Here is a 25,119-nt window from a genome sequence, read left to right as displayed (position 1 = left end):
TATCATAATAAATGATTTAAATCAAAGGGATAGCTGGTTTTGCTTGGTGGCGGAGTCGTTCGGTATTGATAGGCTACTAATAAAAAATTGAAAATGCTGCATTGCAGTGCTAATATTCAAAAAAATTACAATCTCTTGGGAAATAAAATGATTTTTAGCTCTCCTGAATTTATATTCATTTTCCTTCCTGTTACGTTCTTGATATATTTTTCTTTGAATAAGGCTCGTAAGCACAAATTGGCCAAAATTAGCCTTGTTCTTGCAAGTCTCTATTTTTATAGTTATTGGAGCTTAGAATACCTCCCTTTAATGGTTGGATCTATTATATTTAATTATTCTGTTGGCGTCCTAATATCCAGTAAAACTGGGAGAGCTAAAAAGTTTTTCTTAAGTGTAGGTGTGATTACTAACCTAGCCATACTTGGATATTATAAGTACGCGAATTTCTTCCTGGATAATATAAACGCTTTATCAGGAAGCGATTTCCATACTATGTCGATAATATTGCCAATAGGAATTAGCTTCTATACCTTTACACAAATAGCCTTCTTGGTAGATAACTATAAAGGTTATGTTAAAGAATTCGATATTATTAATTATACTTTATTTGTGACTTTTTTTCCACATCTGATTGCTGGTCCGATATTGCATCACAAAGAAATGATGAGTCAGTTTAAGTCAAAATGGACCTATGCCATACGATACAGACATATTATAATGGGAGTGATGATATTTGGTGTAGGCCTTTTTAAAAAAACAATTATTGCTGATACTTTTGCTATATCAGCCAACATAGGTTTTGCTCCAGGTTTTGCTCCAGGTTTTGAACACAACTTCATTAGTGCATGGGTAGCGAGTTTATCTTACACATTTCAACTATATTTTGATTTTAGCGGCTACTGTGATATGGCTGTAGGAGCTGCACTTTTGTTTAATATATGGCTGCCTATAAACTTTAACTCTCCATATAAAGCTCTTGATATACAGGATTTTTGGAGACGTTGGCATATTACCTTGGGGCGTTACCTGAGAGATTATCTCTATATACCCTTGGGCGGCAATAGATGTCCCACTTTCAGGGTTTACATCAATCTTTTCATAACATTTGTTTTGGGGGGGTTATGGCATGGTGCGAGTTGGATGTTTATCATTTGGGGGGCCTTACATGGGCTCGCCTTGGCTATTCATAGAGCCTGGAAAACATTAGGCATGAGCATGCCTAATCCTCTTGCATGGATAGTTACATTCTTGTACGTTAATACAGCATGGGTTTTTTTTAGAGCATCATCGATACAAGACGCAATTAATATTTTGAAAGCCATGATTGATATTGATTCGATTAGTTCTGTCCCTATAAATGATATACCGATTAAAAACCTTTCCGCGTTAGGAGTCCTCGCAGATAATATGGCAGATTTTGTGCCTCTGGGGGTTGCCGCATATGTGACACAAATGATGGCAATATTATTTGGTTTCTTTATTATATCTAGAAAAAACTCCATCGAAATGTTTACATCTTCGCGCTTGGGCTACCATACAGTAATGAAAACAGCTTTTGTTACAGTGCTTGGTCTTTATATGACATTACACACAACTAGTGCGGTTTTCTTGTATTTTAATTTTTAAAGATGGTGGTTATGAATGAAATGTAGGCTGAGGGTATTTGTGGTTATTGTTTTTATTTCTCTATTGATCGTTCCTGCAATTAATTTAACGCTTGGGCGAAATGCTATGCCAAAATCTTTCCCGGAAACCTTCAAAAAACTCTATAATCTGGATATAATCGAGTCATTTATCGGTTATGCAGGATATGCAATTGGCATGTCATCTGACCCAGGTAAGGTGGTTGTAGGGCATGACGGTTGGTTGTTTTTGGGGGATGACATATCATCCCCAATAACGACAAAAATCCGGGGTGTGGACGATAAAATAAATTCAACAATAAATCCAATTCACAACAATATGTATGAGTGGAATAATTTCTTTAAGCGATGCGGAGTGAAGGAATTTAGAGTTATAATTGGACCCGATAAGGACAGTGTTTATAGTGAAAAAACACCCGCTTGGAATAGGCAAAGTGATAAAAAAATACTAAAAACATTAACTGCGGGGCAAAATCTTCTATTTGTTAATACCTACGATGCTTTCAAAATTGCTAAATCAAAGTTCATTATGCCAATGTATTTCCATACCGATACTCACTGGAATGAGTTAGGTGCGGTAGTTGCATTCAGTGCTTTGGTTAAAACTCTTGATGGATCTGATCTTAATTTTCATGCTGAACCAACCGAAAATGATTTCTATCTTAAACATAGCCGGGCCGGTGACTTAGCTGCATTTCTTCGTATTAATAAATTTATCGAGGATCAAGTTGTTTTGCACAAAGATAAGTCTATTGATAATTTAATTATAAAGAAGTATGATTTTGAATCGGGTAAGCTTATATCAAAATCAAAATTTTCACAAATTGGCGCTCCTTCATCACCAGTGCTGTTTATTTCAAATGGAGCGTTAAATAATGTAAAAGTACTATGGTTACGTGATTCATTTGGCACAGCGATGTCTCCATTTATGGTGCAGGCGTTTAAGGAAACGCTCCAGGTTCATTATGGAAAAGTTGATGCTTCAACAATAAAAAATCTTGTTAAAGCTTTTAGACCTGATTATGTGTTTATAACTGGAGTTGAAAGAGATGCTTTGTCAGCATTTTATAGAAAGTCTTTGTAAATATTTTTCCATGCGTTTGATAACCGCGTCTGTTAATGTAGTTTAAGTTGGGAGTATGCTTAAAAATATTGATAAATCTGACTGTGAACATGTTTGTTAAGCAAATATAATAATTTCAACCTTGACGCAGGTTGTCGAGGTAAAAATCAACTTCCGTATATGCACTCCTTGAGCATTGTTTTGAAAGTGCACGAATTGGGACGCAGCGTAAGTAAAGTTTATGGTGAGGCAGGTATATCAGAATGAAGCTATTTCATTTGGGGAATGTTATCCAGCTTCATAATAGCTGAAGTGATAATAAAACAAATAATATTAGTTGAAAAAACCTTCACTTGTGGCGAATGGTTAAAGATATTAAATCTCGAGTGGTATTTTCCCATAGCCCTTATCGAAAGTTCCAAAATCGATATGGAAAGTTAATTTTTTTCACTAAATACACGAGTTGTTGAACAAGTATTTTGAAATTAACTGGACGTCTGAATAACAATAGTAATATGAAATCAATAATTTTTGACTTTTTTCTCAGGTAGAACGATAACTAAAACCAGGAAAGCTAACCCAGAACCGATTTATTGAGCGTTTAAAAGAGGTTTCTTACAACGATACACAATTATCCACCACCTTATTGTAATGAATGAAGTAGGGGGAAATCAACAAGGCATGGAATAAATCCCTGGTGTTTATTCCAGTAATCTCATCCTGTTAAAAGTTGACGTCTCTATGGTAAACGATTGGGGTGAGCAGTCCGAACAAAAAGCACCGTCAGGCAAGAAATTTGCGAGATTTGTTCCGAAAAAATCTGCGTTCTGTCACATTTTTTTGCAATTAAGGCAGGTAACGACATCAGAACTCCCGTAAAAAGGTCATCGATTTTTACTGACCTGAGGATATACCGTTGAAACGCCGTCTGTTTATTGCTGTTTCTTTACTCGCTTCGAGTATTTCATCCGCGCTGGCTGCCGAGCCGCTGGATTTTTCACCTCAGCCGCCTGCCATCCAGGCTGGCTCCTGGGTATTGATGGATTACACCACGGGTCAAATCTTAACGGCGGGCAACGAACATCAGCAGCGCAATCCGGCGAGCCTGACCAAACTTATGACGGGGTACGTTGTCGATCGCGCCATTGATAGCCACCGCATCAGCCCCGATGACATTGTGACGGTCGGACGTGACGCCTGGGCAAAAGGCAATCCGGTCTTTGACGGTTCGTCGCTGATGTTTCTGAAGGAGGGCGATCGGGTTTCCGTGCGCGATCTCAGCCGCGGCCTGATTGTTGATTCCGGCAATGATGCCTGCGTGGCGCTGGCGGATCACGTGGCGGGCGGTCAGCCGCAGTTCGTCAGGATGATGAATGACTATGTTGAAAAACTGAACCTGCGCGATACCCACTTCGAAACCGTACACGGGCTGGATGCACCGGGTCAGCACAGCTCCGCCTACGATCTCGCCGTGCTTTCCCGGGCCATCATTCACGGCGAGCCTGAGTTCTACCACATGTACAGCGAGAAGAGCCTGACCTGGAACGGCATCACCCAGCAGAACCGCAACGGCCTGCTGTGGGATAAGACCATGAACGTGGATGGCCTGAAAACGGGACACACCTCGGGCGCGGGCTTTAACCTGATTGCCTCAGCGGTGGACGGTCAGCGTCGACTGATTGCGGTGGTGATGGGGGCAGACAGCCCGAAAGGACGTGAAGATCAGGCGCGCAAGCTGCTGCACTGGGGACAGCAAAATTTTGATACGGTGCAGATCCTGCATAACGGTAAAAAAGTGGGAACCGAGCGCATCTGGTACGGCGATAAAGAGCAGATCGCGCTGGGCACGGATCAGGACTTCTGGCTGGCATTACCCAAATCGGAAGTGCCGAACATCAAGGCGAAATACGTGATGGATAAAAAAGAGCTGGAAGCGCCGATCGCCGCGCATCAGCGGGTAGGGGAGATCCAGCTGTACGATCGTGACAAGGTGGTCGCGCACTGGCCATTGGTTACGCTGGAAAGCGTTGAAAAGGGTGGGCTTTTCTCCCGTCTTGGCGATTATCTGCATCATAAACTCTGACCTTTTCGGGCAGACTGGCAGTGTTGCGAGTCTGCTCACATAATAAACACTCCTGGATTGCCGATAATCTCGATTCTGCTTTACAGTGTATATATATACAGTAATAAACGGAGGCAGCATGGACTACAGCATCAGGCAGCAACAGAAACGTACGATTGCAGGCTTTCATCTCGTGGGGCCGTGGGAAAAGACGGTCAAGCAGGGATTTGAACAGCTGGTCATGTGGGTAGATGGTCGTCATATTCAGCCGCAGGAGTGGGTGGCCGTTTATTATGACAATCCGGATGACGTGCCGGCAGAAAAGCTCCGCTGCGTTACCGCCGTAACGGTAGTAGACGATTTCACTATTCCTGAAAACAGCGAAGGGGTGATGATGACCGAAATTGCTGCCGGAGAGTATGCTATTGCCGCCGCGCGCGTTGAAAATCATGATTTCGCTACTCCATGGTATCAGTTCTTCAACTCCCTGCTGGAAGACAGCAAATTCCAGATTGCAGCAAAACCCTGCTTCGAACGCTATCTGAACGATGGCAATGCTGACGGCTACTGGGATATTGAGATGTTTGTACCGGTAGAGCACAAAGTGGGATAATCCTGCGAAACGCAGGGTTTTTCAGCCGGGCGCGATCCACCCGGCTGAAAACACAGTACAATTGTGGTTTGCCGTAGAGCTGGAGACGGGTGTGCGCCCCGACAAGTCATTAACCCCTTTTGAAATTCGGTTATACAAACATTATCGCGTGGTGCACGGTTGCCGCATTGCGCTGGCGTTTGTGTTGACCTTCGTACTGGTTCGTTTGCTGGATATCCCGGAAGGGACGTGGCCGCTGATCACGCTGGTGGTGGTGATGGGGCCGATCTCATTCTGGGGGAACGTGGTCCCGCGCGCTTTCGAACGTATAGGCGGTACCGTTTTAGGCTCAGCGCTTGGGCTTATCGCCCTGAAGCTGGAGCTGATTTCATTTCCGTTCATGTTGCTGTGGTGCGCGGTGGCGATGTTTCTTTGCGGATGGCTGGCCCTCGGCAAGAAACCGTATCAGGCGCTGCTGATTGGCATTACGCTCGCGGTTGTGGTCGGCGCACCTGCGGGCGATATGACCACCGCATTGTGGCGAAGCGGGGACGTGATCCTCGGCTCGTTGCTCGCCATGCTGTTTACCGGCATCTGGCCGCAGCGCGCCTTCCTGCACTGGCGCATTCAGATGGCAAACTACGTCACGGCATTTAACCGGGTCTACCAGGCCGGGTTTTCGCCGAATCTGATTGAGCGTCCGCGGCTGGAAAAGCATCTGCAAAAAATCCTCAATGATGTGGTCAAAATGCGCGGGTTAATTACGCCAGCAAGCAAAGAAACCCATATCCAGAAAGCCATCTTTGAAGCTATTCAGACGGTCAGCCGTAATCTGGTCTGTATGCTTGAACTGCAAATCAATGCCCACTGGGCCTCACGCCCCAGCCATCTTCTGATGCTCAACGCGCATACGCTGAAAGAGACGCAGCAGATGACGCAACAAACCCTGCTGACCATCGCTCATGCGCTCTATGAAGGTAACCCGCAGCCAATACGGGCGAACAGCGAGCGGCTGAACGAAATCGTCGCCGAGCTCAAACAGCTGATGAATGAGCGCCAGGGCGACAATGTGGCGGAAACGCCCATCCATGGTTATGTCTGGCTGAGTATGGAGCTGGCGCGGCAGCTGGAGTTGTTATCGCAGCTGATTTGCCGGGCTCTGCGCAAATAAAAAGCGTATGTGATGCCTGCTGCTTCGATTCAGCAACAATTAGGGTTATGATGGTTTTAAACGATATACTCATTGTCATTCGCAGCCGCTGTCTGTTAAAACGGTTGCTTTAACGAATCCGAATCTCACATTATCAGGGGTGTAAAAATGGAAACTACCAAGCCTTCGTTCCAGGATGTTCTGGAGTTCGTCCGCCTGTTCCGCCGCAAAAACAAGCTACAGCGCGAAATCCAGGACGTAGAGAAGAAGATCCGTGACAACCAGAAACGTGTCCTGCTGCTGGACAACCTGAGCGACTACATCAAGCCAGGTATGAGCGTTGAAGCTATTCAGGGCATCATCGCCAGCATGAAGAGCGATTATGAAGATCGCGTTGATGACTACATCATCAAAAACGCTGAGCTGTCCAAAGAGCGTCGCGACATCTCCAAGAAGCTGAAAGTGATGGGCGAAATCAAAAACGTCGACGCGAAAGGCGAGTAATCGCACACTCTGTTGCCCGGTGGCGCTGCGCTTACCGGGCCTACAGGACTGTTATCACGTAGGTCGGGTAAGGCGAAGCCGCCACCCGACAATTTTACCGAACGCAAAAAAGCAAAAAGCCTGCTCTAAAAGCAGGCTTTTTAAATTTGGCTCCTCTGACTGGACTCGAACCAGTGACATACGGATTAACAGTCCGCCGTTCTACCGACTGAACTACAGAGGAATCGTTGTGGAGGCTTATCTTAGCGGCGAAAAAACTTTTGTCAAACCTGATCTCAGGCAAAAGCGTTTGTTTGATGATTCTGTCGTCATTTTGTTGTAAATCCAAACATAATTTTATGGAAAATACTTTGCAGGATACGCATTTCTGCCCCATCATTTGAAATGGAGTTTCAACTTTCTCGCTAAGGTCCATTTTGAACGTCACCGCACCCCTACGCCAGGCGATTATGCGCACGCCCTGGTATGCAAAACGTAAAAGTTATCGAGTTCTCTTCTGGCGTGAAATCACCCCCCTTGCTGTGCCTATTTTCCTGGAGAATACCTGCGTCCTGTTGATGGGCGTGCTGAGCACATTCCTGGTGAGCTGGCTCGGTAAAGAAGCTATGGCCGGGGTAGGGCTGGCGGACAGTTTCAATATGGTGGTGATGTCCTTCTTTGCCGCTATCGATCTCGGTACGACGGTGGTGGTGGCGTTTAGCCTGGGTAAGCTCGATCCGAAGCGTGCCCGCGAAGCGGCCAGACAGTCGCTGATGATCATGACCCTCTTTTCGATCATCCTTGCGGCGGTTATCCATTATTACGGCAAAGAAATTATCGACTTTGTCGCGGGAGAAGCGACCAGTGAGGTGAAGGATCTGGCTCTCACCTACCTGGAAATGACGGTGCTGAGTTATCCGGCGGCTGCCATCGCGCTGATTGGTAGCGGTGCGCTTCGTGGAGCAGGGAATACCAAAATTCCGCTGCTGATCAATGGCGGCATGAACATCCTGAACATCATTATCAGCAGCGTTTTGATTTATGGCGTCTTTTCCTGGGAGGGGCTGGGCTTTGTCGGCGCGGGTTTAGGGCTGACCATTTCCCGTTATATTGGTGCGGCAGCGATAATTGGCGTACTGATGGCGGGAATTACGCCATCGCTGCGCCTGACGCTGAAAAGTTATTTCCGTCCGCTTAACTTCGCCATTATCTGGGAAGTGATGGGGATCGGGATTCCGGCCAGCATCGAATCCGTGTTGTTTAACGGCGGGAAACTGCTGACGCAGATGTTTGTTGCCGGGATGGGAACAGACGTCATCGCCGGCAACTTTATTGCCTTCTCCATTGCCTCACTCATTAACCTGCCGGGAAACGCGCTGGGGTCGGCGTCGACGATCATCACCGGCAGACGTCTCGGAAAGGGGCAGATAGGGCAGGCGGAACGGCAGCTTCGGCATGTCTTCTGGCTTTCAACCATTGGGCTGACGGCGATTGCGTGGGGAACTGCGCCTTTTGCCGGGCTGATGGCCTCGTTCTATACGCATGAAAATGACGTGAAAGAGGTCGTGAAGGTGCTCATTTGGCTCAACGCGGCGTTTATGCCAATCTGGGCCGCGTCCTGGGTACTTCCTGCCGGGCTGAAAGGGGCGCGCGATGCCCGGTTTGCGATGTGGGTCTCCATGCTCGGCATGTGGGGCTGTCGCGTCGTGGCGGGCTACACGCTGGGGGTGATGTTAGGTATGGGCGTTGTCGGCGTCTGGCTGGGGATGTTCCTTGACTGGGCCGTGCGCGGCGCGCTGTTCTACTGGCGCATGGTGAGCGGGCGCTGGCTGTGGAAATATCCGCGAAAAAAACCGGAGCAGGAGGTTTCGGAAACGACAAGTGCCTGACAAATGTGCGAAGTGGAGAATAAATCGGCAAACGATTGAAAATCTGCATTCACCCTTTGACATCCTCAGGGCGCATCGATAATATGCGCCCCGTTCACACGATTCCTCTGTAGTTCAGTCGGTAGAACGGCGGACTGTTAATCCGTATGTCACTGGTTCGAGTCCAGTCAGAGGAGCCAAATTTAAAAAGCCTGCTTTTAAAGCAGGCTTTTTGCTTTTCTGCGTTCGTGAAATTGTCGGGTGGCGGCTTCGCCTTACCCGACCTACGAAATCCCAGGCCGGGTGAGTGGTATGCGTGATGTGTCCTTGTTATCAGCGGAACGGTGGCTCATTGAAGGTGCGCAGCTTGCGGGAATGCAGTTTGTCGCCCTCTGCACGCAGTAAATCGATGGCGCGAATACCAATCTGAAGGTGCTCTGAGATCGCCCCTTCGTAAAAACGGTTCGCCTGGCCCGGCAGTTTGATCTCGCCGTGCAGCGGTTTATCGGACACGCACAGTAGCGTGCCGTAAGGGACGCGGAAGCGGTAGCCCTGCGCGGCAATGGTGGCGCTTTCCATATCGATTGCGACCGCACGGCTAAGATTGAAACGCAGGGCGGAGGCGGAATAGCGCAGCTCCCAGTTACGATCGTCGGTGGTGACGACCGTACCGGTACGCAGGCGCTGCTTCACCTCTTCACCCGGCATGCCGCTCACCTCTTTGGTGGCGTCGTACAGGGCGCGCTGCACTTCCGCGATACTCGGGATAGGAATATCCGGCGGCAGAACCGCGTCAAGAACATGGTCGTCACGCAGATAAGCGTGGGCGAGGACGTAATCGCCAATCAGCTGGCTTTCACGCAGGCCGCCGCAGTGGCCGATCATCAGCCAGACGTCCGGGCGCAATACCGCCAGATGGTCGCAGATGGTTTTCGCATTCGACGGGCCAACGCCGATGTTAATCAGCGTAATGCCCTGACCGTCGGCGGTGATCAGGTGCCAGGCTGGCATCTGGTGCTTTTTCCACGCCAGGTCGGAGATGGCCTCTTCCGGTGCTTCGGTTTCGGCGGTGATCCAGATCCCGCCCGCGCAGGAGAGGGCGACGTAAGGGCTGTCCGGGTCGAGGATCTGGCTACAGCCCCAGCGGACAAATTCGTCTACATAGCGGGTGTAGTTGGTAAACAGCACGAACGGCTGGAAATGTTCGGCTGGCGTGCCGGTGTAGTGGCGCAGGCGTGCCAGCGAGAAATCGACACGGCGGGCATCAAAGTGCGACAGCGGTGAAAACTCTGCCGGGTGATAGATCCCGTCCGCCGTCTCATCGCCAATCTGCGACAGCTCAGTGGTCGGGAAATGACGGGTCAGCCCTGCGCTCATGGAGCGATCCAGCGTCAGCGCTGAGCCGTCTATCACGTACGGGTAAGGGATCTCGTGCAGGGACGGCTCAACGCTGATATGCGCGCCGTAATCCTGATACAGCAGGGTAAGCTGCTCTTCCAGGTACGGGCGGAACAGCGCAGGTCGCGTGATGGTTGTGCTGTAACAGCCGGAGTGGGTGAAACGCGCATAGGCGCGGGTTTTCGGATTACTGCTGGCGCTGCCGTCCCAGGTGACAGAGAGCGATGGATAAACAAAAAGGCCCTGGGTTCTGGCCTTTTCATCGGGAAGTTTCCCTGTTTCGATATAGTCACTGATGGCGCTGCGCAGTGCATTGACGGACTGTTCATACAGCGCGTCGAGTTTTTCCAGTGCCTGAGCCGGGGTCAGGCTGGAGCCCTTATTATTCATGTCTGTCTCCTTGTTCCACAGGTGTGCGGCTATACCCGATAGTATGTCACACGCCTGTGAAACAAAAGTGAGGAGATCAGCTGTGCGCGGTTTCCTTCATCAACAGGGCGGTGGCAGCAGAAAGCAGGCAACCCGCCAGCAGATAAATCGCCACGCTATGCCAGTTACCGCCGGAGAACGTCACCAGCGCGGCGGCGATAAACGGCGTAAACCCGCCGCCGACCACGCTCGCCACCTGATATCCCACGCCCGCGCCGCTGTAGCGGTAGCTTGCGCCAAACAGCTCGGTAAACATCGGCTGCTGCACGCAGACCACCATATCGTGAGCGATGTTCGCAAGCATGATCGCGAAGAAGACAATCCAGAAGACCGACTGTGCCTCCAGGGCCATAAAGAACGGCCAGGCGCTAAGTGTGCCTATGAGCGCCCCGGTGATATACACCCGTCGACGGCCAAAGCGATCCGCCAGCCAGGCGAAGCAGGGGATGGTCAGGCAGCTGATCCCGCCCACCACCAGGCCAATATTCAGGAACAATTCCCGCGGAAGGCCGAGGTTTTGCGTGGAATAGTTGAGGGCAAAGGCGGTGACGATATACATCGTCAGCAGTTCGCACAGGCGCAGGGCGATAATTTTCAGAAAAGCGCCAGGGTGCTGCACCAGCGCTTCCATCACTGGCAGCCGTTTTTTGGCGACCGGTTTTTCGCGCTGCTGCCGCTCAAACTCAGCCGACTCTTCCATGCCGTTACGGATCCACAGGGCCACCACGACCAGCACAATGCTGAAGATAAACGGAATACGCCAGCCCCAGCTCAGGAACTGCTCGTCTGTCGTGAGCTGGCTTATTAGCGACACCAGGCCCGTGGAGAGCAGCAGACCCACGCCATAACCTACCTGCACGCCGCTGCTGTAGAACGCTTTCTTGTTCTTCGGCGCGCTTTCCACGGACAGCAATGCCGCACCGCCCCATTCGCCGCCAACGGCAAAGCCCTGAATGGCGCGCAGCGTCACCAGCAACACCGGGGCCCACCAGCCAATCGATGCAAAGGAGGGCAAAATACCGATTAGCGCGGTGGCAATACCCATCATCCACACGGTGAGCATCAGCATACGTTTCCGGCCAAGGCGATCGCCGAAGTGGCCGAAAATTATCCCGCCCAGCGGACGAAACAGAAAACCGACACCGAAGGTGGCAAACGCAGCAAGCGTACCCATGGCGGGGCTGATCTGGGGAAAGAATTCACGGTTAAAGACCAGCGCAGCGGTAATACCGTAGAGCAGAAAGTCATACCAGTCGACGACGGCGCCTGCGAAGCTACCTAAAGCGGCGCGGCGGGCGCGGTTAAGCGAGGGTGTCTCCTCGTTGCGGCGAGCGGAGATAAGGGTGGAGTCCATAGTTGTCCTGTCTGTACTGATTTTTAATTATTGGTATAAGGAAAGGTTACTCACATCACGGCCGTCATATTGGCGGAACGTATGAGACTACCGCGACACGCGGCCTGAGAAAACGTTTTTATCTTTCCTGAAAGCGCAGAATAAATAAATTTCATCTTATCGGGCGACAACATAAATCAGCCTGTTTGGCTCCGGTTAGGGCTGAATGGTTTACAGTAATAATGATCGCTGTGTGACGTAAGCTGAGGGAATAACGATGCAACGCCTCTTTCCTGCACTGTGGGTAGTCCTGTTTTTAGTCGTATCTCCGCTGCATGCGGAGCCGAAAGTCTATGGCGAACAGCGTATTCATCGCTGGTGGGATGCAGTAACGGACGATATTGCGCAAACCTGGGAACAGCCGGATCGTTACGATCTCTACCTTCCGTTTTTGAGCTGGCATGCACGCTTCATGTATGACAAAGAGAAAACGGATAATTACAACGAAATGCCGTGGGGCGGGGGGCTGGGCGTGTCTCGCTACAACGACGAGGGCAACTGGAGCGCGCTGTTTGCCATGATGTTTAAAGATTCCCACAACGAGTGGCAGCCCGCGATGGGTTACGGCTGGGAGAAGGGGTGGTATCTGGATAACGCAAAAGATTTCCGTCTGGGGCTCGGGGCCGCCGCGGGGATCACCGCGCGCGACGACTTTGCCAACTATGTCCCGCTGCCGTTTATCTTCCCGCTTTTCTCTGCCGGATATAAGCGTGTCACCGTCCAGTTCACGTATATTCCCGGGACCTACAACAACGGCAACGTGCTGTTTGCCTGGCTGCGCCTGGGCTTTTAGAGGGTGATCACTTTTTTGGCCACTGCGTTGGACAGGATCAGCAGCGAAAACAGGACCGACGTAACAAAGGTAAGCACAATCAGAACAAGTTTGGTGCTGAGGGACGTCACCGGAATGAGCGCGGTCAGCAGGTGAAACACCGAGTAGTGCATGATATAGACCCCGGTCATCGTTTTGCTAATGGCGGCCAGCACGGACTCTTTAAACTCCGCATTGCGGCGAAACCGCACGCCATTTGCCGCAATCACCAGGGCAATAATCAGAATGTAAATTTGCGATCCGGTGAGGATAAAGGCGTTTCTGTCTGCTTTAAATAGCGCAAAAAAGAAGTGCCGTTCGTAAAACCATGTGAAGAGATAGATAAACGGTATCGCAATCACCGCGGCCCCGACCACGTTTTTGCGGCCGATCCACGCCGCGATCTGCGGATCGCAAAAGAGCTGGCCTGTCAGATAAAACAGCAGCCACGTCCACAGGCGATACTGCGGCGACAATGAAAGGACGTGGGCATCAGGATAGAGGGCCGACAGCAAATCGTACCCGTAAGAAAAAAGCAGCAGGGCGGCAATCACCCCGCAAAAGAGCATTCGTCGCTGGCTGAGCCGCTCCACCACCGGGTGAAACGTGTAAATCACGATAAACGCGAACACGAACCAGGGCTGGATCAGATATCCGCGCTGATAGGGTTCCCACAGGTAGTAAATCGTTACCCAGAACAGAAAGACGATCACCAGGCGTTTGATCTTATCCAGCTGCCAGCGCGTGCCGTGTCGGGATTGCCCGTCCAGATACCCTGCAACCACAAAAAACAGCGGCGTGGCAATGGTCGAGATAAACGTTAAAAAGCCGAGGATCCAGTGATAGTCATAATCGTACCGATCCCAGGTATTGTAGATGGTGAAGAAGGTCACCGCCGTCATACAGCCCAGCGTCTTGATGATGTTCAGCCCTGTCGCATTCATTGTTGTTCAGCTTCGTCCTTACGATGGAAACACGCGTAAATTACGGGGAGTACCAGCAGCGTCAGGATTGTAGCAAACCCAAGCCCAAACATAATCACAACGGCCATGCTCTGGAAGAACACATCCAGCAGCAGAGGGGCGAGGCCGAGTACGGTCGTAAAGGCGGTGAGGAGGATGGGACGCAGGCGCGACGTGGCGGCGTAAACGATCGCACTGTGCTGATCCTGCTGCGCTTTCTGCTGTTCTATCTCTTCCACCAGCACAATGCCGTTGCGGATCAGCATCCCGCTCAGGCTCAGCAGGCCAATCAACGCCATAAAGCCAAAGGGGATGCCGGTAATTAAAAACCCCGGCGTCACGCCGATCAGCGCCAGCGGCACGGTCAGCCAGATAGCGACGGCGTTTTTCACCGAACTGAACATCAGCACCGTGATCACAAACATCACCAGATACCCGATCGGCAGCGTGGTAAATAGCCCCTTCTGCGCTTCGCTGGAATTCTCCGCGTCCCCGCCCCACTCAATACTGTAGCCGTGGGGCAGGGGCAGGGCATCTATTTGCGGCTTCACGCGGGCGAGAATATCGCCGGACGTTTGCTGGCTCAACGGGTCAGGGTCGGTCTGCACGGTCAGCACGCGCGAGCGGTCGCGACGCAGGATCAGCGGATCTTCCCACTCCAGCGCGAAGCCGCTGACGACGTTGCTCAGCGGAATATACTGCTGCCGGGTCTGGCTCCAGACCAGGACGTTGTTCAGGTGGTTGGCGTCCAGCCGCTCGCTTTCCGGCGGGCGCACCACCACGGGTAACAGATCGCTTCCTTCTCTGTACAGGCCTGCCCGGCTGCCGGAGAAATTCATCTCCAGTGCGTTATCGACGTCCTGCTTATCCACGCCAAGCTCACGTCCGAGCGCGGTGACGTACTGCGGGCGGATCACTTTGCTGCGGTTTTGCCAGTCGTTCCTGACGCTGTCCGTCGCCGGATCGCGCGTAAGAATGTTGTCTACCTGGCTGGCGATCAGACGCAGCCTGTCGGGATCGGGGCCTTTAATACGCACTTCAATAGCGCTGTCGCCGGAGGGGCCAAACATCACCCGCTTCGTGCTGGCGTTAACCTGCGGATAGTTCCGGGCGATGTACTCATCAACGTGGCGGGTCAGGGCGGGGATGTTACGCTGGTCGTCCATTCTCACCATGATTTGCGCATAGTTGCTGTACTGCCGCTGTCCGCTGTAGGTCAAAATAAATCGCATACTTCCCTGACCAATCGTCGAGACCGTGGTTTCCACGCCAGGCTGGCCGTTAATGGTTTTCTCGATATCACTGGTCATCTTCTCGGTCCATTTAATGTCGGTACCGTAAGGGAGCCAGAGGTCGACAAAGAAAATCGGCGTGCTGGAGGAGGGGAAGAAGTTCTGCCGCACCGAGCCAAAGCCCCAGATGGCGGCTGCCAGCAGTGCGGCCATCACCACCAGCGTTGGCGCTTTACGCCGTAACAGCGCGTTGAGCACCGCCTGATAGATCCGATAGATGCGTTTGTCATAGGGATCCGTTTCGTCAGCCTCTGGCGGCGCAGCGTCCCGTTTAAACAGCCACCATTTGATCAGCACCGGTGTAATGGTGAGGGCAGAGAACCAGCTCAGCATGAGCGAAATCAGCAGAACCTGAAACAGCGACTTACAGTATTCGCCGGTAGAGTCCTGCGACAGCCCGACGGGCGCAAAGGCCAGGATGGCGATCACCGTCGCACCCAGCAGCGGCAGCGCAGAACGGCGAATAATGTTGCTAATGGCGTTCATCAGGGACGAGCCCTGCTGCCGGGCTATCAGTACCCCTTCGACAATAACAATGGCATTGTCGACCAGCATGCTGAGGGCGATGATCAGCGCGCCCAGTGAAATGCGCTGTAGTTCAATACCCCAGAGATACATGATCAGCAGCGTACCCAGCACATTAAGCGCGAGGGAAAAGGCGATAATGATCCCGCTGCGTAAGCCCATAAAGATCAGCAACACACCGACGACAATCGCCAGCGCCATCAGGAAATTAATGATAAATCCGTTGACGGAATGCCCGACCTCCGCCGCCTGATCGTAAAACAGGTCGATGTGGATACCTGCCGGTTTCTCGGCTGACATCTGCTCAAGCTTCGCCTCCAGGGCATCTCCCACGTCGATCACGTTAACGCCGGGGATAAAGGAGACGCCCATGGTGACGGCTTTTCTGCCGTTGGCATGGTAGATGCTGGCAGGGGAGGCATCCAGCCCGCGTGACAGGGTGGCAATATCCCGTAAGCGGGTAGCCGCCCCAACGCCCGGCGGGGTCACGATGAGATCGGCCAGCTCGTCAATACTTTCGAATTCACCGGTAGGATGCAGACGAATTGACTCAGTACCGGAGGGGATCTCTCCCGCGCTGGAGACCACGTTCAGCCTGCTGAGCTGGGCAGAAAGCTGGTTCAGCGTTATCCCGCGCGCGGCCATTTTGCTCAGAGAAATATCCACGTTAATCTGCTGGGTGAGGGCTCCGCCGATGGCCACTTTGCCCACGCCTGGCACGAGGACCAACTCCCGGCGCAGCTGCTCGGCATACCGGACCAGTTCCGGATTGCTGAATTCATCGCCGGAAATGGCAAAGAAAAAGCCGAACACATCGCCAAAATCGTCATTCACAAACGGGGTCACTACGCCGGGTGGAAACTGTCGGGCGGCATCTCCCACCCGGCGACGCAGTTCATCCCAGATTTGCGGCAGCGCATTTGAGTGGTAGCGCGAGGCTATATTGACCGTGATCTGCGACAGGCCGCTGGAGGAGATGGAGCTGACGTTATCCAGGTAAGGTAATTGCTGAAGCGCGTTTTCCAGCGGCAGGGTGACCTCTTCCTCAACCTGCTGCGCCGACGCGCCCGGATAATGGGTGATCACCACCGCCGTTTTGATGGTAAACGCCGGATCTTCCAGTCTGCCGATGTTCAACAGGGCAATAATGCCGCCTACGCCCAGCAGCAAAATCGTCAGCCAGACGCGAACCGGGTTGCTGATAAACTGACGAGAGATATCCATTACAGTCCCCGTTCACGCGTCCAGATACGTACCGGCTGGTTGGGATGTAACTCCCCAACGCCTGCGGCCACCACGCGTTCACCCGCCTTAAGCCCACCGACGATGATGACCCCCTCAGCGCTGACTTGTCCCACGCTGACCTTACGATCTTCAAGGTGCAACGTATCGCCTTCGCCCGTCACCACCCAGACGTGTGGCTCATTGCGCGGGCGGTTATCCGGGTTAAAGACCGCTTCAACCGGCACCACCAGCGCCTCACTGCCCACGCCCGCCGGTAGGTTGGTTAAATTGATGGTGACCGTTCCGCTGACGCCGCCCACGACGGGAAAATCATCCGGGCGGGGCATGGTTAAAATTATCTGCCAGGTCAAAGTGTTGCTGTCGCTACTGCCTGAGTGCTCTTTGTACACAGCGGTAAACTCGCGACCGGGCAGGGCGTTGATCCTCACTACCGGTTTGTACTGCGCATTGCGGATATCGAAGGTGTTAAACAGGTTCTCTGGAAGGCTGAACACCACGTCCAGCAGATCGGTACGGGTCAATGTGACGACGGGCTGGCCGGCTGAGACGACCTGATGATTTCGCACATGTACGCTGGCCGCTGTCCCGCTAAAGGGGGCGACGAGCGTCATCTGACTCAATTCTTCGCGTGCAATCTGAAGCGCGGCGTTTGCAGAATCGCGGTTTGCGCGCTGGACATCCATCTCGGCCTTCGACACGGCCTGGCGTCCTGCCAGGGTCTGGAAGCGGTCGAATTGCCGCTGAGCCAGGGTCGCCGCCGTTTGCCTGTCGTTCAGACGCTGCCGGGCTTCGCGATCGTTAAGACTGGCGAGCCGTTGCCCCTGTTTGACAACGACACCCTGGCGAATGTCCAGGGTCTCAATCTGCCCGGCACGTTTGAACGCAAGATCCGTGGCGTCGCCGGATTCGATACGGGCGGGAAAGACGCGCTGCTGCGCGTTGCCAGCCTTCACCACCTCTGCGACTTTTACCATTTTCGGCAGGGGCGCGGCGCGGTCGGATTTCGGATCGCACGCCGTCAGCAGCAATAAAACAACAGGCAGAAGAGAGAGGTAGCGCTTCACAGTATTCCCCTGATAATAATTGTTTTATTTATTTCGTCATCAATGCTGGGGTGGCGCTATTCTGCCAGGGCCGAGACGACCACATAGGTAAATAAACCGATTGCTGTGCTGGCGATAATGGCGAGCGCAATAAACAAACCAAGGCGAATCAGGCTTAAACCGTACATGCATTCCTCCATGAGGTTGAAGGTGGCGCGGGATAAAGAGAATGAACGTGTTGCATGCCTGACTATGAGCATAGTCGGTGAATAAATAAATGTTAAATAACCATTATTAGTGGCGTGACATACTCAGGCGAAACAAGCGTTACGATAGCGTATCCCCTTTGAATAACATCCTGATATTCCTGTGCTACGTTTAATAGCATCCATTCCTTTTTTCCGTAAAAGGCATTCACGCCTGTACCCATGGGGTTGATGCGATCTCTCCTGATTCACTCACTGTTGTGTTGGTTATAAAAAGGATGCTTGATATGTATAAAACGATTCTGGTGCCGGTGGATGTATACGAAACAGCGTTGTCTGATAAAGCGCTACAGCATGCCCAATTCCTGGCGCAAAGCGCATCGGGTAATGTCCATCTGCTGTACGTTATGCCAAAGTTCTCGGCGGAACTGACCCGCGGTTTTATTGCAGACGCGAGAAAGATGGATGAATATATGATTAATAATGCTAAAGAAAAACTGGCTGCGCTGGTAAAAAAAATCAACCTGCCGGAAGCAAATGTCCATCTGCATGTTCGCAGCGGGAATATACGTGATGAGGTAATCAAACTGGCGGATGAACTTAACGTCGGTGCGATTATTGTGGGATCGCGTAATCCCAATATTCAAACCCATTTATTAGGGTCAGAGGCGGCGAGTATCGTTCGTTATGCGCATGTTCCTGTTTTCGTTATTCGTTAATGACATGAAAGCAAGGTGATTTCTGAAAAGAACCCGAGGAAGGAACGATGATAACAGAAAAGCCTCACCGCCCGTATTATCAACAGACCGTTGATGAAACCCTGACAAATATCCAATCCAGCCTCGACGGACTCAGCAGTACAGAAGCGACCGCCAGGCTGGAAAAATACGGCGAAAACGCCTTACCGCAAAAACCGGGTAAACCCGGCTGGCTGCGCTTTCTGGCCCATTTCAACGATGTCCTTATTTACGTCCTTCTGGCGGCGGCGCTGCTGAAGCTGATAATGGGACACTGGGTGGATATGTTTGTCATTCTTGGGGTGGCTATCATTAACGCCCTGATTGGCCATATTCAGGAGAGCAATGCGGAGAAATCGCTGCAAAGCATTCGTAATATGCTCTCCAGCGAGGCTGTGGTCATCCGGCAGGGCAACCATGAAACTATCCCGACGACAGCGCTGGTGCCCGGAGATATCGTGGTGATACGCGCCGGGGATCGCATTCCTGCCGATCTTCGCGTGATAGAGGCGCACAACCTGCGGGTGGAAGAAGCTATTCTCACCGGCGAATCCACGGTAGTGGAGAAAAGCAGCGATGTGCTCAGCGGCGAACTCCCGTTAGGTGACCGTTACAATCTGCTGTATTCGGGCACCACCGTCAGCTCCGGCGGGGGAAAAGGGCTGGTGGTGGCAACCGGTGGGGAGACCGAACTCGGCCATATCAACCAGATGATGTCAGACATTGAAAAACACCGTACCCCGTTGATGGTGCAAATGGACAAGCTCGGCAAGACCATTTTTATCACCATTCTGGTGATGATGCTGGCGCTGTTCGTTTTCAGCCTCATCTTCCGCGATATGCCCGTTTCAGAGCTGGTGCTGTCGCTGATTAGCCTTGCGGTGGCGGCGGTGCCGGAAGGATTACCGGCCATTATCTCGATCATCCTCTCGCTGGGCGTGCAGGCGATGGCGCGTCGCAAGGCGATTATTCGCAAGCTGCCTACCGTGGAAACGCTGGGGGCGATGACGGTTATCTGCTCGGATAAAACCGGCACCCTGACCATGAATGAGATGACGGTAAAAGCGGTGATTACCGCGGACACCACCTACCGCGTCGAGGGAGACAGTTACGAACCGGTGGGCGCTATTCACCCTGTTGACGATCCAACACCGGTCACCGTGACCCAGGGGTCTGTGCTTGAGCGCTATCTGCGCACCGTCGATCTCTGTAATGACAGCCAGCTGATCAAAGATGAGCAGGGGCTGTGGAAAATCACCGGCGGGCCCACTGAAGGCGCGCTGAAGGTGCTGGCGGCCAAAATCCCGCTTCCGACAATTGACGCCGAATTGCGCAGTAAAATCCCATTCGATTCGCAATATAAATACATGTCCACCCTTTATCGCCTGGGCGACGAAGAGGTGATGTTAATCACCGGTGCGCCGGACGTCCTTTTCCGTCTTTGCCAGCACCAGCAGACCCAAAACGGGCTGGAGCCGTTCAACCTGCACTATTGGGAAGAGAAGATTGAAGAGTATGCGCGCGAGGGATTGCGCATGGTGGCTGCGGCCTGGAAACCGGCCGCCAGCGGGCAGCGCGAGCTGACGCATGCGGATCTGCAAGAGGGGGTCATACTGCTCGGCATTGCGGGCATGATGGATCCCCCGCGCCCGGAAGCCATTTCGGCCATTGCCGACTGCTTGCAGGCGGGCATTCGCGTGAAAATGATTACCGGGGATCATCCACAAACGGCGATGAGCATTGGACAGATGCTGGGTATTGGCAACGCGGCGAGCGCCATTACCGGGCGCGAGCTGGAAGCGATGGACGACCACCAGCTGAGCGAGGCGGCGCAAAAATACGATATCTTTGCCCGAACCAGCCCGGAAGATAAATTCCGCCTGGTGCAGGCGCTGCAAAGTAAGCAGGAAGTGGTCGGAATGACCGGGGACGGGGTGAACGATGCGCCTGCGCTGAAGCGGGCGGATGTCGGCATCGCGATGGGGATCAAAGGTACTGAAGTCACCAAAGAAGCCGCCGATATGGTGTTAACGGATGATAACTTTGCCACCATTGCCCGGGCGGTCCATGAAGGGCGTCGGGTCTACGACAACCTGAAAAAGACCATTTTGTTCGTTATCCCGAGCAACATCGCCCAGGCCCTGCTGATCATTATTGCCCTGCTGGCGGGGAACCTGATCCCGTTAACACCGGTACTGATCCTGTGGATGAACATGGCAACCTCGGCAACGCTGTCGTTTGGCCTGGCGTTTGAAGCGGGTGAGAAGGACATCATGAACCGGCCGCCGCGTAAGTCTAACCTGCATGTGATGGACGGTTATGCCATCTGGCGAGTGGTGTTTGTCGGCCTGATGATTGCCATCAGCGCCTTTGTGCTGGAGGCCTGGCTGCAACCTCGCGGCTACTCGCCGGAGTTCATCCGCACCGTGTTGCTGCAAACGCTGGTCACCGCCCAGTGGTTTTACATGCTCAACTGCCGCGTCACTGACGGCTTCTCCCTGAGTAAAGGTCTGCTGGCTAATAAGGGGATATGGATCGTGAGCGGCGTACTTCTGGCCCTTCAGCTTCTGATCATCTATGCGCCGTTCATGCAAATGCTGTTCGGTACCGAAGCGCTACCGTTCCGCTACTGGATCATTACCTTCCTGATTGGGTTTGCGATGTTCATGATTGTTGAAGCAGAAAAAGTCCTTACCCGGAGATGGCGCACGACGAAAAGATGACTGAATGAGCAGGCTAAGCCTGCCCACCGGCAGGCTTTCTCTTTGACTGAGTACAGAACACTATGATTCGATTTGCCTCGTTCGTTTTTACGCTTGGTATTCTGGTTCCCGCTGCATCTGCTGTAACCTACCCCCTCCCTCCCGAGGGCAGCCGCCTGGTGGGGGTGCCGATCACCATCACCGTGCCTGAGGGCAATACTCTGCCGCTCGAAGCGTTTGCAGCGCAGCACGGACAGGGGTTGAGCAATATGCTGGAAGCCAACCCGGGGGTGGATCCGTTTTTACCGCGAGCCGGAACACAGCTTGCGGTACCCCAGCAGCTTATTCTGCCGCCAACGGTGCGTGAGGGAATTGTGGTGAACGTCGCGGAAATGCGGCTTTACTATTATCCACCCGGCAGCAACACGGTTGAGGTGCTGCCTATTGGCATCGGTCAGGCCGGGCGCGAAACGCCGCGTAACTGGGTAACCGCCGTTGAGCGCAAACAGGAAGGCCCAACCTGGTCACCCACGCCAAATACGCGACGCGCTTACGCGAAGGAAGGGAAAACGTTGCCCGCGTTCGTTCCCGCCGGGCCGGATAACCCGATGGGGCTGTATGCCCTTTATATCGGCAGGCTGTACGCGATCCACGGTACTAACTCAAATTTCGGCATTGGTCTGCGCGTCAGCCAGGGCTGCATTCGCCTGCGTAATAACGATATCAAATACCTGTTCGATAACGTTTCGGTGGGGACGCGGGTACAGCTTATCGATCAGCCCGTAAAAGTGACCACGGAGCCGGACGGTAGCCGTTGGGTAGAGGTTCACGAGCCGCTTTCACGCAATCGCGCGGAATTTGAATCGACAAATAAGGTGCCGCTGCCCATTTCAGCCGCACAAAGGACGCAGCTGATAAGTGAAGGGGCGGGCGCTGAACTGGAACGGCGGTCGGGGATGCCGGTGAAGCTTGCTATGACTGGTAGCGCTTCGCTTGCCGGGCCTTGAGTACCGTAGGTCGGGTAAGCGGAGCGCCACCCGACAAACTTACCGAACGCAGAAAAGTAAAAAGCCTGCTTTAAAAGCAGGCTTTTCAAATTTGGCTCCTCTGACTGGACTCGAACCAGTGACATACGGATTAACAGTCCGCCGTTCTACCGACTGAACTACAGAGGAATCGTGTGAACGGGGCGCATATTATCGACCTCCGTACGCCTTGTCAAAGGATGGATCGCCCACTTTAGACTGTTTGCTGACAAAACCAGCAAAGTGACGTTTTTGCCAACGGAATGCACCATTATTGTGCAGATATACCCCGAATGGGGCAGATCGGAAACCGTTGTCCCCATCTCAAAACAGGCATCAGTGATTGGCTTTCCTTATTTTCAGCCGCTTAGCAGAGACATACACCCGCTGCAAAAAACTGGCATCCATATTGCAAAACCTGTTTAACAACACAGCCGTTACCGGCACGCTATTTTCGAACAGGGGGCAACATGAACTTAAGACGACTGAAATACTTCGTAAAAATCGTCGATATCGGCAGCCTGACCCAGGCGGCTGAAGTGCTGCATATCGCGCAGCCTGCGCTGAGCCAGCAGGTCGCGACTCTGGAAGGCGAAATGGACCAGCAACTGTTGATCCGCACCAAGCGCGGCGTAACGCCTACCGAAGCGGGAAAAATTTTATATACCCATGCCCGCACGATCCTGCGTCAGTGTGAACAAGCGCAGCTGGCCGTGCACAATGTGGGTCAGACCCTGAGTGGCCATGTCTCTATCGGGCTGGCGCCGGGAACGGCCGCATCGTCGGTAACCATGCCGCTGCTTCAGGCGGTGCGAGCAGAGCTACCGGAAGTGCTGGTTTATCTGCATGAGAACAGTGGTTCCGTGCTCAATGACAAACTGCTCAACGGTCAGCTGGATATGGCGGTGCTGTACGATCGCTCCCCGGTTGCCGGGATCACCAGCCAGCCGCTGCTGAAGGAAGATCTTTATCTGGTCGGTACCCGTGATTGCCCTGGCCAGAGCATTGATTTAACCGCTGTGGCAGAGATGAACCTGTTTCTGCCGCGCGACTACAGTGCCGTGCGCGTGCGCGTTGACGAAGCGTTTTCGCTGCGCCGTCTGACGGCGAAGATCATCGGCGAGATCGACTCCATCTCCACGCTGACTGCCGCCATTGCCAGCGGCATGGGTGTAACGGTTCTGCCCGAGTCTGCCGCACGTTCACTGTGCAGCGCGGCAAACGGCTGGATGGCCCGTATCACCACGCCATCCATGAGCTTACCGCTGTCGTTAAATATGTCCGCGCGCGGCTCCCTGTCACCGCAGGCGCAGGCGGTGAAAGAGATCCTGATGTCTCTGGTCAGTAAGCCGTCGCTGGAAAATCGCGAGCTGCAACTGGTCAGCTGATATGCCAAATAAGCATAAGATGCTGGTTTTTATTATTTGTTCTCCAGCCCGGCTGACTCTAACAATAGCCTTATGTCAGATGCGCCGGAGTGAATTGTGAATTTCCAGCAACTTAAAATTATTCGTGAGGCGGCCAGGCGGGATTACAACCTGACCGAAGTCGCCAATATGCTTTACACCTCTCAGTCGGGCGTCAGCCGGCATATCCGCGAGCTGGAGGAGGAGTTAGGCATTGAGATTTTTATCCGTCGCGGCAAGCGCCTGCTGGGTATGACCGAGCCAGGCAAGGCATTGCTGACCATCGCTGAGCGCATTCTCAACGAGGCCAGCAACGTTCGCCGGCTGGCGGATCTCTTTACCAACGACGCTTCCGGTATGCTGACTATCGCCACCACCCATACGCAGGCGCGCTACAGTCTTCCGACGGTTATCAAAGCATTTCGTGAGATCTTCCCGGACGTACGTCTCGAACTGATCCAGGGCACGCCGCAGGAAATCGAAGTGCTGCTGCATAACGGCGGAGCCGATATCGGTATCGCCAGTGAACGGCTGAGCAACGACCCGCTGCTGGTGGCGTTCCCGTGGTTCCGCTGGCACCACAGCCTGCTGTTACCCGCCGATCACCCGCTGAATCAGGTTTCGCCGTTGACGCTGGAAGAGATCGTCAAATGGCCGCTGATTACCTACCGGCAGGGCATTACCGGGCGCTCGCGCATTGATGAAGCGTTCAAGCGTAAAGGGCTCACGCCGGACGTGGTGCTGAGCGCGCAGGATTCCGACGTGATCAAAACCTACGTCGAGTTAGGGCTGGGGATTGGCCTGGTGGCCGAGCAGTCTGGCGGAGAATATGAGGCCGGAAATCTGGTGCGTCTGGATACGCGTCATCTGTTCGATGCGAATACCGTCTGGCTGGGGCTAAAGCGCGGGCAGCTTCAGCGTAACTACGTGTGGCGTTTTATTGAGCTATGCAACGCGGGGCTGTCGGTGGATGAGATCAAACGCCAGGTGATGGAGCCGGAAGAGGTGGCGATTGATTATCAGATTTAGTAGCTAATCAGTAGGCCGGGTAAGGCGCAGCCGCCACCCGGCAAATTTACCGAAC

18 protein-coding genes and 3 tRNA genes are annotated in these 25,119 nt (G+C 52.8%); 14 read left to right on the top strand and 7 right to left on the bottom strand.

What is annotated here, in order from left to right:
- Positions 1 to 147 precede the first annotated feature (147 nt).
- From RY075_RS14855 to RY075_RS14830, 6 genes are all read left to right on the top strand, one after another.
- A complete protein-coding gene (locus tag RY075_RS14855; protein WP_338627810.1) occupies positions 148 to 1,626 on the top strand; it encodes an MBOAT family protein in 1,479 nt (492 codons plus the stop codon).
- Between the two features lie 15 nt (positions 1,627 to 1,641).
- Positions 1,642 to 2,727, top strand: a complete 1,086-nt coding sequence (locus RY075_RS14850) for a hypothetical protein (protein WP_338627809.1) — start codon at positions 1,642 to 1,644, stop codon at positions 2,725 to 2,727.
- Positions 2,728 to 3,616: 889 nt separating this feature from the next.
- Positions 3,617 to 4,789, top strand: a complete 1,173-nt coding sequence (dacD, locus tag RY075_RS14845; protein WP_047740833.1) for a serine-type D-Ala-D-Ala carboxypeptidase DacD — start codon at positions 3,617 to 3,619, stop codon at positions 4,787 to 4,789.
- A gap of 118 nt (positions 4,790 to 4,907) precedes the next feature.
- Positions 4,908 to 5,381, top strand: coding sequence for a DNA gyrase inhibitor SbmC (gene sbmC, locus RY075_RS14840; protein WP_023314443.1), 474 nt, complete (start codon positions 4,908 to 4,910; stop codon positions 5,379 to 5,381).
- Positions 5,382 to 5,472: 91 nt separating this feature from the next.
- Complete coding sequence (locus RY075_RS14835) at positions 5,473 to 6,531, top strand: FUSC family protein (protein WP_003859506.1); 1,059 nt, start codon at positions 5,473 to 5,475, stop codon at positions 6,529 to 6,531.
- 147 nt (positions 6,532 to 6,678) lie between these two features.
- The gene (locus RY075_RS14830; RefSeq protein WP_000450410.1) at positions 6,679 to 7,014 is read left to right on the top strand and encodes a DUF496 family protein; all 336 of its coding nucleotides are present in this window, start codon (positions 6,679 to 6,681) and stop codon (positions 7,012 to 7,014) included.
- A 147-nt stretch (positions 7,015 to 7,161) separates the two neighbouring features.
- Here RY075_RS14830 and RY075_RS14825 read toward each other — a convergent pair.
- Positions 7,162 to 7,237 (bottom strand) — tRNA-Asn (locus RY075_RS14825).
- A 226-nt stretch (positions 7,238 to 7,463) separates the two neighbouring features.
- Here RY075_RS14825 and emmdR point away from each other — a divergent pair.
- Together emmdR and RY075_RS14815 are read left to right on the top strand one after the other, a co-directional pair.
- Positions 7,464 to 8,882 (top strand): multidrug efflux MATE transporter EmmdR, encoded by a 1,419-nt coding sequence (gene emmdR / locus RY075_RS14820; protein ID WP_023314442.1) that lies wholly within the window; start codon positions 7,464 to 7,466, stop codon positions 8,880 to 8,882.
- A 103-nt stretch (positions 8,883 to 8,985) separates the two neighbouring features.
- A tRNA-Asn gene (locus RY075_RS14815) sits at positions 8,986 to 9,061 on the top strand.
- A gap of 133 nt (positions 9,062 to 9,194) precedes the next feature.
- Here RY075_RS14815 and RY075_RS14810 read toward each other — a convergent pair.
- Positions 9,195 to 10,649: an AMP nucleosidase gene (locus tag RY075_RS14810; RefSeq protein ID WP_023324933.1), complete on the bottom strand. Its 1,455-nt coding sequence runs from the start codon at positions 10,647 to 10,649 to the stop codon at positions 9,195 to 9,197.
- 76 nt (positions 10,650 to 10,725) lie between these two features.
- Positions 10,726 to 12,042, bottom strand: coding sequence for a shikimate transporter (gene shiA, locus RY075_RS14805; protein WP_017383305.1), 1,317 nt, complete (start codon positions 12,040 to 12,042; stop codon positions 10,726 to 10,728).
- A 256-nt stretch (positions 12,043 to 12,298) separates the two neighbouring features.
- Here shiA and pagP point away from each other — a divergent pair, with 256 nt between their 5' ends.
- Positions 12,299 to 12,874 carry a lipid IV(A) palmitoyltransferase PagP gene (pagP, locus tag RY075_RS14800; RefSeq protein ID WP_003859516.1) on the top strand — a complete coding sequence of 192 codons (576 nt, stop codon included), beginning with the start codon at positions 12,299 to 12,301 and terminating at the stop codon, positions 12,872 to 12,874.
- On the opposite strand, the gene RY075_RS14795 is transcribed toward pagP, so the two are convergent.
- The 3 genes from RY075_RS14795 to RY075_RS14785 are packed head-to-tail and all read right to left on the bottom strand — an operon-like array spanning position 12,871 to position 17,980.
- On the bottom strand, positions 12,871 to 13,836 hold the full coding sequence (locus RY075_RS14795; RefSeq protein ID WP_059294331.1) for an acyltransferase family protein: 966 nt from the start codon (positions 13,834 to 13,836) through the stop codon (positions 12,871 to 12,873). The two genes, pagP and RY075_RS14795, sit on opposite strands and share 4 nt — an antisense overlap.
- On the bottom strand, positions 13,833 to 16,895 hold the full coding sequence (locus RY075_RS14790; protein ID WP_233132074.1) for an efflux RND transporter permease subunit: 3,063 nt from the start codon (positions 16,893 to 16,895) through the stop codon (positions 13,833 to 13,835). Before RY075_RS14790 ends, RY075_RS14795 begins: the two co-directional genes overlap by 4 nt.
- Positions 16,895 to 17,980 carry an efflux RND transporter periplasmic adaptor subunit gene (locus RY075_RS14785; RefSeq protein WP_233132075.1) on the bottom strand — a complete coding sequence of 362 codons (1,086 nt, stop codon included), beginning with the start codon at positions 17,978 to 17,980 and terminating at the stop codon, positions 16,895 to 16,897. The genes RY075_RS14790 and RY075_RS14785 overlap by 1 nt, the downstream gene beginning before the upstream one ends.
- Before the next feature lie 472 nt (positions 17,981 to 18,452).
- Between RY075_RS14785 and RY075_RS14780 the strand changes: the two genes are divergently transcribed.
- From RY075_RS14780 to ldtA, 3 genes are all read left to right on the top strand, one after another.
- Entirely contained in the window at positions 18,453 to 18,884 is a 432-nt protein-coding gene (locus tag RY075_RS14780) for a universal stress protein (RefSeq protein ID WP_003859525.1), read from the top strand.
- A 47-nt stretch (positions 18,885 to 18,931) separates the two neighbouring features.
- Entirely contained in the window at positions 18,932 to 21,625 is a 2,694-nt protein-coding gene (locus RY075_RS14775) for a cation-transporting P-type ATPase (protein WP_023324926.1), read from the top strand.
- A 62-nt stretch (positions 21,626 to 21,687) separates the two neighbouring features.
- Positions 21,688 to 22,611 carry a L,D-transpeptidase gene (ldtA, locus tag RY075_RS14770; RefSeq protein WP_023324925.1) on the top strand — a complete coding sequence of 308 codons (924 nt, stop codon included), beginning with the start codon at positions 21,688 to 21,690 and terminating at the stop codon, positions 22,609 to 22,611.
- A gap of 92 nt (positions 22,612 to 22,703) precedes the next feature.
- Here the strand turns inward: ldtA and RY075_RS14765 are convergent.
- Positions 22,704 to 22,779: transfer RNA gene (locus RY075_RS14765), tRNA-Asn, on the bottom strand.
- A gap of 320 nt (positions 22,780 to 23,099) precedes the next feature.
- Here RY075_RS14765 and nac point away from each other — a divergent pair.
- Positions 23,100 to 24,017, top strand: coding sequence for a nitrogen assimilation transcriptional regulator NAC (gene nac, locus RY075_RS14760; RefSeq protein WP_003859531.1), 918 nt, complete (start codon positions 23,100 to 23,102; stop codon positions 24,015 to 24,017).
- Positions 24,018 to 24,113: 96 nt separating this feature from the next.
- Positions 24,114 to 25,064 carry an HTH-type transcriptional regulator Cbl gene (cbl, locus tag RY075_RS14755; RefSeq protein ID WP_063944315.1) on the top strand — a complete coding sequence of 317 codons (951 nt, stop codon included), beginning with the start codon at positions 24,114 to 24,116 and terminating at the stop codon, positions 25,062 to 25,064.
- Positions 25,065 to 25,119 lie beyond the last annotated feature (55 nt).

Source organism: Enterobacter sp. JJBC (assembly GCF_036936505.1).
Taxonomy (GTDB): Bacteria; Pseudomonadota; Gammaproteobacteria; order Enterobacterales; family Enterobacteriaceae; genus Enterobacter; species Enterobacter hormaechei_C.
The sequence above is the reverse complement of the archived record's forward strand: the minus strand, read 5'-3'. Positions and strand labels throughout refer to the sequence as shown.

What these genes read in the sequence shown, in the direction of transcription:
- RY075_RS14855 (WP_338627810.1), top strand. Translation starts at nt 148, where the DNA reads ATGATTTTTAGCTCTCCTGAATTTATATTCATTTTCCTTCCTGTTACG.
- RY075_RS14850 (WP_338627809.1), top strand. Translation starts at nt 1,642, where the DNA reads ATGAAATGTAGGCTGAGGGTATTTGTGGTTATTGTTTTTATTTCTCTA.
- sbmC (WP_023314443.1), top strand. Translation starts at nt 4,908, where the DNA reads ATGGACTACAGCATCAGGCAGCAACAGAAACGTACGATTGCAGGCTTT.
- RY075_RS14830 (WP_000450410.1), top strand. Translation starts at nt 6,679, where the DNA reads ATGGAAACTACCAAGCCTTCGTTCCAGGATGTTCTGGAGTTCGTCCGC.
- emmdR (WP_023314442.1), top strand. Translation starts at nt 7,464, where the DNA reads ATGCGCACGCCCTGGTATGCAAAACGTAAAAGTTATCGAGTTCTCTTC.
- RY075_RS14810 (WP_023324933.1), bottom strand. Translation starts at nt 10,649, where the DNA reads ATGAATAATAAGGGCTCCAGCCTGACCCCGGCTCAGGCACTGGAAAAA.
- shiA (WP_017383305.1), bottom strand. Translation starts at nt 12,042, where the DNA reads ATGGACTCCACCCTTATCTCCGCTCGCCGCAACGAGGAGACACCCTCG.
- pagP (WP_003859516.1), top strand. Translation starts at nt 12,299, where the DNA reads ATGCAACGCCTCTTTCCTGCACTGTGGGTAGTCCTGTTTTTAGTCGTA.
- RY075_RS14795 (WP_059294331.1), bottom strand. Translation starts at nt 13,836, where the DNA reads ATGAATGCGACAGGGCTGAACATCATCAAGACGCTGGGCTGTATGACG.
- RY075_RS14790 (WP_233132074.1), bottom strand. Translation starts at nt 16,895, where the DNA reads ATGGATATCTCTCGTCAGTTTATCAGCAACCCGGTTCGCGTCTGGCTG.
- RY075_RS14780 (WP_003859525.1), top strand. Translation starts at nt 18,453, where the DNA reads ATGTATAAAACGATTCTGGTGCCGGTGGATGTATACGAAACAGCGTTG.
- RY075_RS14775 (WP_023324926.1), top strand. Translation starts at nt 18,932, where the DNA reads ATGATAACAGAAAAGCCTCACCGCCCGTATTATCAACAGACCGTTGAT.
- ldtA (WP_023324925.1), top strand. Translation starts at nt 21,688, where the DNA reads ATGATTCGATTTGCCTCGTTCGTTTTTACGCTTGGTATTCTGGTTCCC.
- nac (WP_003859531.1), top strand. Translation starts at nt 23,100, where the DNA reads ATGAACTTAAGACGACTGAAATACTTCGTAAAAATCGTCGATATCGGC.